Origin of the sequence: Rhodococcus sp. SJ-3 (assembly GCF_051918125.1) — a bacterium.
In the GTDB taxonomy this organism is placed as follows: Bacteria; Actinomycetota; Actinomycetes; order Mycobacteriales; family Mycobacteriaceae; genus Rhodococcus.
In genome coordinates, this window is the sequence record NZ_CM123306.1 from 2,919,695 (window position 1) to 2,934,477 (window position 14,783).

A 14,783-nucleotide genomic window follows, 5' to 3' on the forward strand; every position below is an offset into this window, starting at 1 on the left:
TGGTGGAAATTGAGACCTTTTGCACACGCGCTCAGCATCTTTCGTACAGAGTATGAGCGACGGCCGATCTGACATCGGCTGCGCACTTCTAATTCTTCCGCTCGTGAAGGGGATCGACTGTGGCAGAAGAGGGTTCCACTTCCACGTATGAGCAGTCCGCCACTGATGAGATCGATGAATGGGCGCGCGGGTACGTTCGGCGCCACCCGGTGGCCGCCCTCGCGACAGTGGGCGAACAATGCAAGCTCGGAGTCCGAACAGTCCAGCACCTCGTGGTGGACATCGCGACCCTTCGGTTCCCTTTCGCGGAGTTCATCCGCCAGGCGGCATTCATGGCGTCGGCGTCCGCGCTCCCCACGATGTTCGTTGCGATTCCGATCGGAGTGACTCTCTCCATCCAGTTCGGGTTGCTCGCTGGACAGGTCGGAGCGACCTCGCTGGCCGGAGCGGCGAGTGGTCTTGCCGTGATCAAGCAGGGTGCCCCGATGGTCGCCGCGCTGTTGATGGCGTCGGCGGCCGGCTCGGCCGTGTGCGCGGATCTCGGGTCGCGCAAGATCAGGGACGAGATCGACGCTCTCGAAGTGATGGGGGTCTCGGTGATCAGGCGGCTGGTGGTTCCGCGGTTGGCCGCCGCGATCCTGGTCGGTCTTGCCTTGACAGGACTCGTCTGCTTCGTCGGATTTCTGTCCGGATACCTCTTCAACACGTTCGTGATGAACGGGACGCCGGGTAGCTTCGTCGCCACCTTCGCTTCCTTCGCGACCGTCGGCGACTTCGTTCTCACGATGATCAAGGCCATGGTATTCGGAGCGATCGTCGCGGTGGTCGCGTGTCAGAAGGGACTGTCGACCAGTGGCGGCCCGGCGGGCGTGGCGAATTCGGTGAACGCCACAGTGGTCGCGTCGATCCTTCTTCTGATGGTCGTCAATGTCGCCTTCACACAGTTGTACGTACTGCTGTTCCCGCGGACGGGGTTCTGAGTGGCTTCCAGTTATTTTCCCCCGGGTGTAAGGCCGATCGTCACCGCGGTCAGAAGTCAGGCGGCGGTGATCGCCCGACTCGGGCACATGGTGACATTCCTGATGCGAGCAGTCGCCGCGATCCCCACCACGCTGCGGCACTACCGGAAAGAGTTTCTTCGGATTCTCTCCGACGTGACGTGGGGGAACGGCTCGCTCGTCGTCGGTGGCGGCACGGCCGGGGTGATCATCGTGCTCGGCGCGGCTGCCGGTGCGATCGTGGCCATCGAGGGATACAACGCGCTGCACCTGCTCGGTCTCGAGCCCGCGACCGGGATGATCTCGTCCACGGCCACGACCCGTGAACTCGCGCCCATCATGGCGTCGCTCGCCTTCGCTGCGCAGGCCGGTTGCCGATTCACCGCGCAGCTCGGGGCCATGCGGATCTCCGAGGAAATCGACGCGATGGAAACGCTCGCGATTCGGTCCATCCCCTATCTCGTCACCACAAGGCTTCTTGCATCTGTGGTGGCGGTGATTCCCCTCTACCTTGTCTGCCTGGCGGTCAACTATGTCGCAGTGCAGGTTGTGATCGGCATGGCAGGCGGAGTCTCGTCCGGAACCTACGACCACTATTTCTCCTTGGTGCTCAGTGGCGCCGATATTTTTTACTCGCTATTGAAGACGATCGTCTTCGTGATCATCACCACCACGATCCAGTGCTACTACGGCTACTACGCCGCTGGGGGTCCGCAGGGCGTCGGTACCGCGGCCGGGCGAGCGATGCGAGCGAGCATATCCGCGATGATTGTCATGAACCTTCTTCTTACTCTTCTGTTTTGGGGTCTCGGCTCCGGTGCAAGGCTCGGGGGGTAGGCGATGTCGTTTCTGTTGGAGAGCGATCCGCACGGGGTGTCGCTCCGGGGCCTCGTTCTGCGGGGCAGCATCGCGCTCGTGGTGGCCGTGTTGTTCGTCGCGGGGATTTTCGTCAAGATGGGCGGTGCTTTCGACAAGGGCTACGACATCACTGCGACCCTGGCCGACGTCGGGGACGGCTTACCCGCCAGGTCCGACGTCAAGTTCCGTGGTGTTCTCGTCGGGGAAGTGAACGACGTCGAACTCCCTGCGGGAGGCGGTGCCAATCTCGTGAATATCTCTATCCTGCCCGAACATCTCGAAGGAATTCCCGCAACGGTGACCGCGCGCGTGGTACCGAGCAACGTCTTCGCCGTCTCGTCGGTCCAGTTGGTCGACAACGGCCCCGCACCCCATCTCGAAGAGGGGGCAACGATCCCTCAGGACGAGAGCTTGTCCACAGTGCAACTGCAAACCGCACTGACGAAGCTTCGCGACCTCACGGCCGCGACAGCGCGTCTCAGCTCTCAGGAAACCCTTGGTGTCCTCGCCACCGTGGCGCAGGCCACCGATCGAAGGGGCGACGACATCGTCCGTGCGGGAGCGCAATTGCAGCGAATCGTGCACGAGGTCGGTGCCGTCGTGACCCCCGACGGCGGCCCGTCGACACTGTCCGCGTTGGCGGATGCAGTGGAAGGATTGCAGCATTCGGCTCCGGAACTGCTCGATGCAGTCAATCATGCTGTCGTGCCTATGCGGACGATTGCGGAGAAGCAGGAGGAGCTCTCGACGCTGTTCTTCGGAAGTGCCAACACGCTCTCGACGATGGCGACGTCGCTGGAGAACAACACCGACCGAATCGTCGGCATAACCACCCAACTCGAACCCGTGCTGGGAGTGGTCGCCGACGGTGCTCACGAGTTCACTCCGATCGTCAATAGGATGAATTGGATCTCGGGGAAGTGGTGGACGGAGTTCTGGCCGGTCGGCCAGCAGAACGGAACGGGCAAGTTCGTATTCCAGGCGACACCCCACATCGAGTACACACGCACTGACTGCCCCCGGTACGGAGATCTGGCCGGGCCCAGCTGCGCCACAGCTCCGGACACGGGCGCTCCACCTGTGGCCGAACGACTCGGATCGACACGCACGATCGAGCGAGCCCCGATAGGAGGCAACGTGGGTCAGGTCGGTGCACCCGCAGAGAAGGACATTGTCGATCAGATCCTCGGCGGTGACTTCGGCGGGGCGGCCGACCTCCTACTCGGGCCCATCACACGCGGCGTCGACATCCGAGTGACCCCCGAGACGGGCGGAGGGCCACGATGACGATACGCAAACCGCTGATCGGGCTGATCGTGTTCCTGCTGATCTCGGCGGGATTGACCTGGCCGGTCGTGGTCACCCTGCAGCGAGGAGTGCAGGGCTCTACGAGTTCCTATTCTGCAGTGTTCAGCGACGTTTCCGGTTTGCGTGTGGGCGACGACGTCCGGATGGCCGGCGTGCGAGTGGGCCGGGTCGACTCGATCTCACTCGATGAGACGGTTGCGCGGGTCGGGTTCAGCATCGACTCGTCCCAGCAGGTGTTCGCGAACACGGAGGCTGCGATCACCTATCAGAGCATCATCGGCCAGCGCTATCTCGGGCTTTCCCTGGGGCAGAACTCGGATACCGCGATCCTCGAAGCCGGCGCCGAGATCCCGCTCGAGCGAACGGAGCCGTCATTCGATATCTCGGTGTTACTCAATGGTTTCGAGCCGCTGTTCAGCGTGCTCGACCCGGAGCAGGTAGACAATATTACGGCTTCGGTGATCGCCGCGCTCCAGGGCGACAGCGGATCCGTGACCACCCTTGTGGCCGAGACATCGAGGCTTGCGGAGTCGATGGCCGAACCGGACCGCATCCTCGGCGACATCATCGTCAACTTGGACGGCATCATCTCCGATCTCGCGTCGCAGAGTGGTGAGATCGACTCGGTGATCAGCGGTGCCCATTCGATCTTCGCGGAGTTGAACGCCAGGCGCCCGGAACTGGTCGGTTCTCTCGACAGGATTGCGACCACGACAGACAGTCTTGCGGCACTCACCGGCGAAGTGCAGCCGGACCTGCAAGAACTCCTGCGCAGGCAACCGGGTTTCACCGGACACTTCGTCGACACCAAACCATCGTGGGAGTACTTCGGATTCAATCTCCCCGGCCTACTCAAAGGGTTGGCCCGTGTGAGCGAGGACGGTTCTTACCTGAACGCCTACCTGTGCAACATCAACGCAACGCTCGTTCCCGAGTTGAGCCATGTCATCCCGTCGATCGTGGCAGGTGCGACGCCCGGCGGCGAAATCAAGCAATCCCCGATCTGTAGGTGACGGCCATGACACGGACAGGAACCACATCCGCTCGGAAATTCCGGCTGCGACCGGTTGAGTCGTACCGTAGCGTCTCCCTCGGCATCTTGACGGTCGCGATGATTGTCGCAGTATTGGTCGCGATGGTAGGGGTTGCAAACCTGGGGATCGGAAAGTCGACATATGAAGCGGAATTCGTGCAGGCAGCTCAGATCGCGCCGGGGGATGGGGTGACGGTGGCGGGAATCCAGGTGGGTACGGTCGAAGGCGCGCGACTCGAGGGTGATCACGTGATTGTCGAGATGAAGATCGACAACGGTGTGAACTTGGGTGCCGACACAGTCGCGTCGATCAAACTCACCACGCTGCTCGGGTCGCGTTATGTGGAGTTGCGCCCGGCAGGCGAGGGCAGTATCCCGGACAAGAGGATAAGGCTGTCCAATACCGTGGTCCCCTATGATCTCCAAGCTGTTCTCGCCGATGCGACAACGACCTTCGAGCAGGTCGACGCGGAAAGATTGGGTGTGACACTGACCGAACTCGCCGGGGAGCTGGACGATCTTCCAGCTCTGATGCCGCAGGCCCTGGAGAACGTCGAGAGCCTGTCGAGGGTCGTAGCGGACCGTCGCGATCAGGTGGGATCTCTCGTAACCGCAACCTACGAACTCACGGAGATCATCCGTGCCCAGCAGGGCGACCTCGGTTCGTTGGTACGAGACGGCAGTGACATGGTGAACGAGCTGGCTCTTCGGCAGAATCTGGTCGAACGGTTGTTGTCGTCGACCACGGGCCTTGTGCAACAGTTGCATACGATCGTCGTCGATGATCGCGAGTCACTCGATGCGTTGATCGCGGATCTCGACTCGATGCTGCAGAGCCTGGGAAATCAGGATGCACTGCTCCGCAACATTCTTCAGATTCTCCCGGTGCCGATCCGTAACTTCACGAACGCGACCGGCACCGGACCCGAACTGGATTTCACTTCCGTTGCCGGCCCGTTCATCGACTCGTGGATGTGCGCGATCAGCGGTAATGCCGAACTACATTCGCTCCCAAAGTATTTCGAGGACTGCCAATGAGGACGCGTAGATGGCTGTCGATCGTGGCGGTGATTGCCGTTGTCGCGGGGCTCGCGTTCATCGGGTTTCGATCGTGGTTCGCCGGCAACGACGAGATCACCGTCACTGCAAAGTTCGACAACGGCGCGGGGCTCTACGTCGGAAACACCGTGGCGGTGCTGGGAATCAAGGTCGGCCGTGTGACCGCGATCGAACCACAGGGGACCCACGTGGCGGTGACGATGAATATCGACGGTGACATGGAGATTCCATCCGATGCGCAAGCAGTTGCGGTATCGACATCGGTACTCACCGACAGGCACGTGGAACTGACCCCGGTGTATCGCGGCGGCGACACCCTCGAGGATGAGGCCGTGATCGGACTCGATCGGACTCGCACCCCCATCGAGTTCGACCGGCTTATCGCCATGGCCGATACCATGGCGCTCGAACTCCAAGGCGACGGCGAGGGCAACGGAGCTGTCGCCGAACTCCTCAGCGCCGGCGCATCGATGACCGACGGGCAGGGTAGCAGTATCCGGTCTGCGCTCGGAACATTGTCGGAGGCTTTGAAGATCGGGCCTGATGGGGGTGCTCAGACGCGCAACGAACTGACCGCGATCGTCGACAATCTCGCAGTGCTGTCCGAGGCTGCGGCAGTCAATGATCAGGACATTCGTGAGTTCGGGGCAGTGACGAACCAGCTCAGTGCTGTGCTGGCCGAATCCGGTATAGGCCTCGGCGACACCGGATCCATGATCAATGACATTCTGCTGCAGACGAATGATCTGCTGACAGCCAACCGCGGTGCGGTGCAGGCGACGGCGACGAACGCCGAGACGCTCACCCGTGCGCTCGCCGACTATCAGCGGGAGATCGGAGAGTTCTTGGACCTGGCCCCCCTCCTGCTGAACAACGCTTACCACGTCATGGACCGGGAGAACGGCGGCGCCCGCGTGCACGGTCTGCTCGAGCGGGTCGCGCTCGATGGGGTATTGGTCAAGGAGGTCTGCAATCTCATGGGAATGCGAGATCTGGGTTGTGACACCGGCACAGTCAGCGACCTCGGCCCGGATTTCGGGATGTCGGGGATGCTCGAAGGACTAGCGGGGATGCACCAGTGAGGCTCAGTATCAGACGAGGCGTAGGCGCTGCCTGCGTGATGGCTGCGGTGACGTCGACCGCGGCCTGCTCGGTGGGCTTGGAGCAGCTTCCGCTGCCGGCTCCGGGTTTGAGTGGTGACTCGTACACTCTCACGGCAACATTCGAGAACGCGTTGAACCTCCCGACGAAGGCCAAGGTCAAGCTCGACGGCGTCGATGTGGGCGAGGTCGAATCGATGGCCGTGGAGGGATATCAGGCGATCGTGACCATGCGCGTTGCTGAGGGGGTCGTGGTGCCTGCCGGCAGCGGTGCCGAATTGCGCTCGGCGACCCCGCTGGGAGATGTCTTCGTTGCGCTCCAGGCACCCGAAGGGGAAGCTGTGGCCGGACCTCCACTCGGCGACGGCGACGCAATTCCGATCGCAGACACGTCGGCTGCCGCAACAATCGAGGAGTTGCTCTCGACCGCGTCGGTCCTCGTCAATGGAGGTGCAGTGCGCAACCTCACCAAGATCGTGAACGGGCTCGGTCACGCTGTCGACGGACGGGGCGCAAACATCGAGAGCCTTCTCGACGAGTCTGCTCGCCTGGTTACGCAACTCGGTGCGCGGTCTGCCGAGATCGAACACTCACTGGTTCAGACCGACATGCTCATTGCCACATTGGCGGAACGGAAATCGACGATCCGCGAGGTGGTTGCTGCGGCGGGTCCGGCGCTCGAGGTCGTCGCCGGCGACACGGCGGAGATACTCGACCTCGTGACGCAGGTGGATCGGATCAGTACGCAGATGGCGAAGCTGCCGTCGGTCAACGGTACCGATACGCGGTCGATGGTCGCCGATATCAACCGGATCGCGGCCGAACTCAACAACGCGGCGACCTCGCCCGATGCCTCACTCGAAGCGGTCAACAGCCTTTTCGCTCCGATCATGAAGACGACGAACTCGACGTCGGCGAGCGCTGACGCAGACTGGCAACAGCTCATCCTCGGAGCGATTCCGTCACCCGGACATTCTGGGGATCCAGGAAGCCGGTTGCCGGAGGTGTCGGACATCGACACGATGGTAGGTGCCATCACCCATTCCTTGCTGCGTCTGCAGGGCAGGTTGACAGGAGCGGGCGGGTGACCGAGAAGATGAGTGTGACAGACCGGATGGCAGCACCGGTAGTCGGTGCGGTCCGGACGGGGTATCGGCATCGTCTCGGATTGTCCTTGACGGCGCTCGCCACGACTCTCGTGCTCGGAATCGTCTATCTGGTGTTCGGCGTCTTCGAACTCAATCCTGCAGACCGAAAGATCCAGGTACAGGTGCATTTCGATCAGTCCGGCGGCATTCTCCCCGATCGCGACGTCACGCTGCGCGGGGTTCCGGTGGGCCGTGTGACGGCGGTGGACCTCACGGACGACGGTGTTGTTGCGGTTGCTTCGATCGATTCACAGACCAAGATTCCCCAAGGGGCAGAGGTTCGTGTCGCGGGCCTGTCGCTTGCCGGGGAACAGTATCTCGACTTCCGTCCGAGCACTGACGACGGGCCGTACCTGACAGATGGTGCTGTGATCTCGACGGCGGATACCTCGACACCGGTCCCGCTGTCCGACCTCATGCACAATCTGGATGGCATGCTCGCGCAGATCGATCCGGCCGAGGTTCAGGTGATCGTCGAAGAATTGGGGGTGAGCCCTGAGGCCCCTGAGAAGCTGTCCGACATCATCGATGGCGGGACCTTCCTCATCTCGACGCTCGATTCCGTGTTACCGCAGACTGTTTCGGTTCTCAATACGAGTAAGGTGGTGCTGAACACGCTTGCGGAGGGAAGTCCGGGGATGCAGACCACCTCGGCCAACCTGTCCACATTGCTGCAGGGTGTCGAGTCGATGGATGCGGGCTTCCGGACATTCGTCGACAACGCTCCCGCGACCCTCGGTGCACTCGACTCGATCGTTGCGGACAATTCCCCCACGATGGTGCAGCTGCTCGGTAACCTTGCGACGGTCTCGCAAATGGCATACGTACGGGTGCCGGCTCTGCAGGAGTTCTTCTTCCCGACCGAGCGGGACGGCTCGACACTCGAGGCGATCGGATCAGCGTTCCATGACGGCGGTATATGGGCGTACGTCAATTTGTATCCGCGTTACACCTGCGATTACGACCTTCCTCGTCGGCCACCGGCGGTCCCGGATTTTCCGGAGCCCTACCTGTATACCTACTGCAACAACCCCGATCCGTCGGTTCTCATCCGTGGCGCCCGGAACGCTCCCCGGCCGCCCGGGGAGGAAGGGGAGGCCGCGCTTCCGCCGGGTGCAGACCCGGCTCGTACCGCCGACCCGACTCCGATTGGGCCGCTGTCGGTTCCACTGACATATGGTGGCCCGCCTGACGAATACATCTACCCGAGATGACCGACGATTTGGTACACACCTCTCTGGAAGGAGTACGCACATGAGCAAGACCGGTTCCACCCTGGCAGCAGACGAACTCGCGGCGGACACCGTCGATCCGGTGAATCAGGACGCCACCGAGAAATCCGCCACCGAGGAATCCGTCGAGGAGGACGGCCACGACAGCACCGGACCGGAAGTCGATTCGGGTCGACGCATGCGTCGGGTCCGTACCGCCGTGCTCGTGGTGATCACCGTGGCGTCGGTGGCCTGCGCGACATTCTTCGCGTGGAAGGCACACGAGGTCAGATCCGTCAATGCGGCTGCTGCCGAGGCGCTGTCGACGGCGCAGGAGTACGCGGTGACGCTGACTTCGGTCAGCCCCGGTGAACTCGACAGCAACTTCGATGCAGTGTTGAACGGCGCCACCGGCGAGTTCAAGGAGATGTACGCGCAGTCGAGCGGCGAACTGCGCCAGCTCCTCGTCGACAACAACGCGCAGGCAGAAGGCACGGTGGTCGAAGCCGGCGTGAAGTCGGCAACGACCGATCGCGTCGAGGTGTTGCTGTTCATCGATCAGACGGTCACGAACTCGGTCGTCCCGGAACCGCGTCTCGATCGCAGTCGTGTCCTCATGACGCTCGAGCTCGTGGACGGCCGCTGGCTGGCCTCGCAGGTGGACCTTCCCTGATCTAGGAAAGCCGACCGTTCGGCAGAGGTGGCAGTGCGGTGGCCCCGAGCCACGCATCCCACAGTGGCCGCAGCGATACATCGGTGAATCTCGTTGCCAGATCGGTCAACTGGTCGGTGGTGACGTTGGAGTGCCGATACTCGGTCGTCCACATACGAACAAGGGTGAAGAAACTTTCGTCGCCGAGACGTAGTCGCAACGCGTGTAATGTGAGGGCACCGCGCTTGTAGATCCGGTCGTCGAACATGTCCTTGGGCCCGGGGTCGCCCAGAAGGATGTCCTGCGGCAGGCGGGCAAGCCTGGCGTGCGCCATCCGCGCGTGTTCGTGCGCCGATGATCCCCCGGAGTTCTCCGACCACAACCACTCCGCATAACACGCGAAGCCCTCGTGCAGCCAGATGTCCTTCCATCGTTTCAAGGTTAGGCTGTTTCCGAACCACTGGTGCGCCAACTCGTGCGCCACCAGTCGTTCCTCGTCGCGGTTGCCACTGCAGAAGTTCGCACCGAAGACCGACATTCCCTGCGATTCGATCGGGATCTCGAGGTCGTCGTCGGTGACGAGCGCGGTGTAATGCGCGAACGGGTACGGTCCGAACAGTCGCGTGAACACTTCGATCATCTGCGGCTGACGTCCGAAGTCCCTGTCGAACTTGGCGCGCAGCCTCGGCGGATGCACCGCGAACTGCGGGACGGGCGACGACGCAACCTTGCGGACCTCGTAATTCCCGATCTGCACGCTCGCGAGATAGGTCGACATCGGTTCGGGTTGCTCGTACACCCATGTGGTGCGACTGGCCTTCGTCGTCTTGCGGAGCAACGTCCCGTTGGAAATGACCTGGAACGGTGCGTCCGCAGTGATCGAGACTCGGTAGGTGGCCTTCGAACCGGGATGGTCGTCGCACGGAAACCATGTCGGTGCACCGTTCGGCTGGCTGGCGACCAGTGCACCCTCGTCGAGTTCTTCCCAACCGACGTCACCCCACATGGTGTGCCGAGGGGCGGGGGTACCGGCGTACTGGATGGAGAACGTGAGAACGGCCCCGACCGGGACGGTTTGCGAGGGTGTGACCGTCAGTTTGTCGTTGCGGTGGGTGAATTTCGACGGGCGTCGCCCATTGAGCGCCACTTTGGTCACGCGCATGGTCTGCGCGAGGTCGAGTGTGTACTTCGCCCGGACGTCGGTCGTGGTGGCGATGATCGTGGCACGCCCTTCGAGCCGATTGGCGCTCACCTTGTACGTCAGGTCCAGCTCGTACCGCGACACGAGATACCCTCGGTTCCCGCTCTGGGGGAGATACGGGTCGAGCGGGCGATCGGGCCCGGTAGGTGCTACCGGTTTCGCTGCTTTGAGCGGCTTCATCGCGGCGACCAATCACCGGGCCGGGACCACGGCGCAATCGGATTGCCCTGCCAGCGGGTGGAGGGGGGAACCACGTCGCCGCGCATGACGAGGGACGCAGGCCCCACAGTGGTACCTGCGCCGATTCCCGATGCGGGGAGCGCGACACATTGCGGGCCGAGCGTGGCGCCGGCGTCGAGGGTCACGGTGTCCATGGACATGATCCGATCATGGAACAGGTGGGTCTGAACCACGCACCCCCTCTCCACGGTCGCGCCGGGTCCCAGCGTGACGAGGTCGGCCTCCGGCAGCCAGTAACTTTCACACCACACACCACGACCGATCTTCGCGCCGAGACCGCGTAACCACAAGTTCATCACGGCGGTGCCGGGTGTCTGTTGACCGAACCACGGCGCGGCGACCATCTCGACGAAGGTATCGGATACCTCGTTGCGCCATACGAAGGAACTCCACAGCGGGTGTTCCTCCTGCCCGATGCGCCCGACGACGAGCCACTTCGCTGCGATGGTGATGATGCACGCCAGCGCACCGGCGGCCATCAGCACGAGTCCACTGACCAGTGCCGCGGTCGCGTAACCGCGATGGACGGCAATGGAGTTCAGCGAGAACAGCACCATCAGGCCGATTCCGAACGTGACCATCATCGGAACGAGGCGGAAGGTCTCGACGACTCCGCGCGCGATCTTCAGTTTCAGGGGCGGCTCGAATGTGCGACTCGAATCGGACTCGCCGGAGGCACGGCGCAACCGCACGGGGGGACTGCCGAGCCATGACGATCCCGACTTCGCCTTCTCCGGTGCGGCCGACAGGACCGCGACGAGGCCGTGCTTCGGCACGCGACGACCTGGTGCGGCCATGCCCGAGTTTCCGAGGAACGCCCGCTTGCCGACCTTGGCGCGCGAAATGTACAGCCAGCCGCCGCCGAGTTCGTACGAGGCGACCATGGTGTCGTCGGCAAGGAAGGCGCCGTCCGCGACCTTCGTGAACTTCGGGACCATGAGGACAGTGGAGGCCTCGACATCCTTGCCGATGTCGGCGCCGAGCAGCCGCAGCCAGATCGGAGTGAGCATCGACGCGTACAGCGGGAACAGGAAGGTACGCGAGGAATCCATCAGGCGTTCGGTTGCCCAGACCTGCCACCCGACGCGGCTTCGGACCGGATGCCAGCCTTCGGCCATTCCGATCGACAGCAACCGCACGGTGATCAAGGTCAGCACCGCGAACACGGCCATGGTGAGAATTCCGCCTGCCGGGAGCATCGCAAGGGAACGGACGACGGCCTCGGACACACTCACGGTGTCCTTGACCCACCAGACGAGCAGTGCGACACCCGCGCCGATCGACATGATCGGAAGTCCTGCGAGAAGGATGGACGTGACACCGAATATGGGGACCCAGCGCGCGCCGCGGGGCGGATCCTCGGAAGGCCATTGCGGTTCGGCTTTTCCGGTTTTCTGCGCGGGTGAACCGGCCCAGTGCTGCGCAGCCTTGACGCGGCCGAATACGGCCGATCCTGCGGCAACCTCGGCGTTCTTGCCCACGCGTGAACCCGGGGCGAGAAACGAGCGTGCGCCGATCGAGGCACCGGCTCCGATCCTGATGCTTCCGATGTGGACGAGGTCGCCATCGACCCAATACCCCGACAGATCCACCTCGGGTTCGATCGAGCAGCCGTCGCCGAGCACGAGCATGCCGGTGACCGGCGGAAGGGTGTGCAGGTCGACGCCCTGGCCGATCTTCGCGCCCAGCGCCCGCGCGTACTGGCGCATCCACGGCGCACCGGACAGATTGGTCGCGCCGGACGCCTCCGACAACCGCTGCGCGGTCCACAGCCGCAGGTGTACCGCGCCGCCGCGGGGATAACTGCCTGGCTTCAGCCCGCGCAGAAGTAGCCGCGCGCCCAGGACCGCCGTGCTCATCCGGCCGAGCGGTGAAAGGAACACGACGACGCCTGCTGCGATCCACCACCACGACAACGTCACGGTCCACGGAACATCGGTGGCCATTGCGATGATGTTGTTCAGAATCGCCAGCCACGTGATCCATTGGAGGCCGGTCAACGTCGTGAGGGGTACCGTCGCAGCGAGTTGGAGGAACTGCGCCCCTCGCGACACCGGGGTGACTTCGCGCGGACCCGTGGTCTCCGTCGGGGCGAGTTCGTCGAGATAGCCGGCGAGGGACCCGAGCCGAGGCCGGTCGTAGAGTTCGGCGACCGTCATGTCGGGATAGCGCTCACGCAGTGCGGTGACGAGTTGCGCGGCGGACAGAGAACCTCCGCCGAGTTCGAAGAAGTCGTCGTCGAGTCCTTCGATGCGGGCGCCGAGCAGTGACGACCACAGTTCCGCGACCCATTCGGCGGTCGGAGGTAGTCCGAGCGCTTCGACCGAGTCGGCGTCGGCGCCGGGCAGCGGCCACGGCAGGGCATTACGATCGACCTTCCCGGACGTACGAGTGGGAAGCTCGTCGACGAGCGCGAGACGCGGTACGAGTGCTGCTGGAAGCTGTTCGGACAGCAGGTCGTGGGCGGAGGCAACGTCGAAGTCGGGATCGGTCGAGGCGATGTAGCCGACGAGAATCGAGCTTCCGGCCGAGGTCTTGCGGACCGCGCACGCACCACCGGCGACACCGGGCAGGTTCTGCAGGGCATTGTCGACCTCGCCGAGCTCGATGCGGCGTCCGCCGATCTTGACCTGGTCGTCGGCGCGTCCCTGGAAAAGGAGTCCCGCACTGTCGAGTACGACGAGGTCGCCGCTGCGATAGGCGCGATCCCAGCCGAGGGTGGGCATGGGCGCGTACTTCTCGGCGTCTTTCGCCGGGTCCAGGTAGCGGGCGAGCCCGACACCGCCGATCACGAGCTCGCCGGACTGTCCTTCGGCGACGGGATTGCCCTCGGTGTCTACGACCGCAAGATCCCAGCCGTCGAGTGGCAGACCGATCCGGATCGGTCCGGTGCCGTCCATGATGGCGGCGCACGCGACCACCGTCGCTTCGGTGGGGCCGTAGGTGTTCCACACTTCACGGCCGGGCACGGCGAGACGCTCGGCGAGGTCGGGCGGGCATGCTTCCCCGCCGAAGATGAGCAGGCGCACTGCTTCGAGTGCCTCGCCGGGCCACATCGCCGCAAGGGTCGGGACCGTGGAGACGACGTTGATGTTGCGAGAGACCAGCCACGGGCCGAGGTCCATTCCGGAGCGCACGAGCGAACGCGGCGCAGGAACGAGGCACGCGCCGTGCCGCCAGGCCAGCCACATCTCCTCGCATGATGCGTCGAATGCGACGGACAGACCTGCGAGGACCCGGTCGCTTGGGCCGAGAGGTTCTTCCCGGCAGAACAGGTTCGCTTCGGCGTCGACGAAGGCGGCGGCGTTGCGGTGTGTGACGGCGACACCCTTCGGGGTGCCGGTGGAACCCGAGGTGAAGATGATCCACGCGTCGTCGTCGAGGGCCGGTTCGCGTACGTCCGGTTCGTCGGCAGGAGGAGCGGTGCCGGGACCGATCCCCGCATCGGTGACGATCGCGGTCACCTTTGCTTCGGAGAAGACCAGCTCGGCACGCTCATCGGGGTCGTCGGCGTCTACCGGGACGTAGGCGGCGCCTGCGGCGAGAACGGACAGAATGGTGATGTAGAGGTCTTTGGATCCGGACGACATGCGCACCCCGACGCGATCGCCGGCGCCCACACCGGCCTCCGCGAGTCCACGTGCTCCTGCGCTGACCTGGTCGAGCAGTTCGGCGTACTCGAGCATCGTGGTGCCGTCGTCGATTGCAGGAGCGTGGGGGTGCGATTCGGCGCTGGCGCGAAGTACGTCGACGAGTGTGCGCGGCGCGGGTGCGTGTGATCCGCGCAGGAAGACTTCCGGTACGAGCGACGTGTCGTCGGCTGCGGGCGGGGGTTGAGCAGACAATCCGCTGTCCTTCTACTCGGGTGGGCGATCCGGGTTATTTCACGTGAAGGTGGACAACAGATGAACGTTCGGTACGCGCAGCGAGCGGGTGGGGGTGTGCGGTGTCACGCCTCAGAGCAAAGCACGATGG

Annotated in this window: 11 protein-coding genes; 9 read left to right on the forward strand and 2 right to left on the reverse strand. The window is 63.6% G+C overall.

Going from position 1 to position 14,783, the window contains the following annotated elements; all coding sequences use genetic code 11:
- The first annotated feature begins 119 nt into the window (after positions 1-119).
- Genes ACTDXD_RS13500 through ACTDXD_RS13540 form a run of 9 tightly spaced genes read left to right on the forward strand, consistent with a single transcriptional unit; the run spans position 120 to position 9,388 of the window.
- Positions 120-980, forward strand: a complete 861-nt coding sequence (locus tag ACTDXD_RS13500) for an MlaE family ABC transporter permease (RefSeq protein WP_440122849.1) — start codon at positions 120-122, stop codon at positions 978-980.
- Positions 981-1,835 carry an ABC transporter permease gene (locus ACTDXD_RS13505; protein WP_440122850.1) on the forward strand — a complete coding sequence of 285 codons (855 nt, stop codon included), beginning with the start codon at positions 981-983 and terminating at the stop codon, positions 1,833-1,835. It abuts the gene before it with no gap.
- A gap of 3 nt (positions 1,836-1,838) precedes the next feature.
- Positions 1,839-3,143: an MlaD family protein gene (locus tag ACTDXD_RS13510; RefSeq protein WP_440122851.1), complete on the forward strand. Its 1,305-nt coding sequence runs from the start codon at positions 1,839-1,841 to the stop codon at positions 3,141-3,143.
- A complete protein-coding gene (locus tag ACTDXD_RS13515) occupies positions 3,140-4,177 on the forward strand; it encodes an MCE family protein (RefSeq protein WP_440122852.1) in 1,038 nt (345 codons plus the stop codon). Before ACTDXD_RS13510 ends, ACTDXD_RS13515 begins: the two co-directional genes overlap by 4 nt.
- A gap of 5 nt (positions 4,178-4,182) precedes the next feature.
- Complete coding sequence (locus ACTDXD_RS13520; RefSeq protein ID WP_440122853.1) at positions 4,183-5,235, forward strand: MCE family protein; 1,053 nt, start codon at positions 4,183-4,185, stop codon at positions 5,233-5,235.
- On the forward strand, positions 5,232-6,338 hold the full coding sequence (locus ACTDXD_RS13525; RefSeq protein ID WP_440122854.1) for an MCE family protein: 1,107 nt from the start codon (positions 5,232-5,234) through the stop codon (positions 6,336-6,338). Before ACTDXD_RS13520 ends, ACTDXD_RS13525 begins: the two co-directional genes overlap by 4 nt.
- Positions 6,335-7,444, forward strand: coding sequence for an MCE family protein (locus ACTDXD_RS13530; protein ID WP_440122855.1), 1,110 nt, complete (start codon positions 6,335-6,337; stop codon positions 7,442-7,444). Before ACTDXD_RS13525 ends, ACTDXD_RS13530 begins: the two co-directional genes overlap by 4 nt.
- A complete protein-coding gene (locus tag ACTDXD_RS13535; RefSeq protein WP_440122856.1) occupies positions 7,441-8,718 on the forward strand; it encodes an MlaD family protein in 1,278 nt (425 codons plus the stop codon). The genes ACTDXD_RS13530 and ACTDXD_RS13535 overlap by 4 nt, the downstream gene beginning before the upstream one ends.
- Positions 8,719-8,758: 40 nt before the next feature.
- Complete coding sequence (locus ACTDXD_RS13540; protein WP_440122857.1) at positions 8,759-9,388, forward strand: hypothetical protein; 630 nt, start codon at positions 8,759-8,761, stop codon at positions 9,386-9,388.
- A gap of 1 nt (position 9,389) precedes the next feature.
- Here the strand turns inward: ACTDXD_RS13540 and ACTDXD_RS13545 are convergent, their stop codons facing one another.
- Both ACTDXD_RS13545 and ACTDXD_RS13550 read right to left on the reverse strand, forming a co-directional pair.
- A complete protein-coding gene (locus ACTDXD_RS13545; protein ID WP_440122858.1) occupies positions 9,390-10,748 on the reverse strand; it encodes a M1 family metallopeptidase in 1,359 nt (452 codons plus the stop codon).
- On the reverse strand, positions 10,745-14,653 hold the full coding sequence (locus tag ACTDXD_RS13550) for a Pls/PosA family non-ribosomal peptide synthetase (RefSeq protein ID WP_440122859.1): 3,909 nt from the start codon (positions 14,651-14,653) through the stop codon (positions 10,745-10,747). The genes ACTDXD_RS13545 and ACTDXD_RS13550 overlap by 4 nt, the downstream gene beginning before the upstream one ends.
- Between the last annotated feature and the right edge of the window lie 130 nt (positions 14,654-14,783).

Coding starts and splice junctions, on each gene's coding strand:
- ACTDXD_RS13540 (WP_440122857.1), top strand. CDS start 8,759: ATGAGCAAGACCGGTTCCACCCTGGCAGCAGACGAACTCGCGGCGGAC.
- ACTDXD_RS13520 (WP_440122853.1), top strand. CDS start 4,183: ATGACACGGACAGGAACCACATCCGCTCGGAAATTCCGGCTGCGACCG.
- ACTDXD_RS13510 (WP_440122851.1), top strand. CDS start 1,839: ATGTCGTTTCTGTTGGAGAGCGATCCGCACGGGGTGTCGCTCCGGGGC.
- ACTDXD_RS13515 (WP_440122852.1), top strand. CDS start 3,140: ATGACGATACGCAAACCGCTGATCGGGCTGATCGTGTTCCTGCTGATC.
- ACTDXD_RS13545 (WP_440122858.1), bottom strand. CDS start 10,748: ATGAAGCCGCTCAAAGCAGCGAAACCGGTAGCACCTACCGGGCCCGAT.
- ACTDXD_RS13525 (WP_440122854.1), top strand. CDS start 5,232: ATGAGGACGCGTAGATGGCTGTCGATCGTGGCGGTGATTGCCGTTGTC.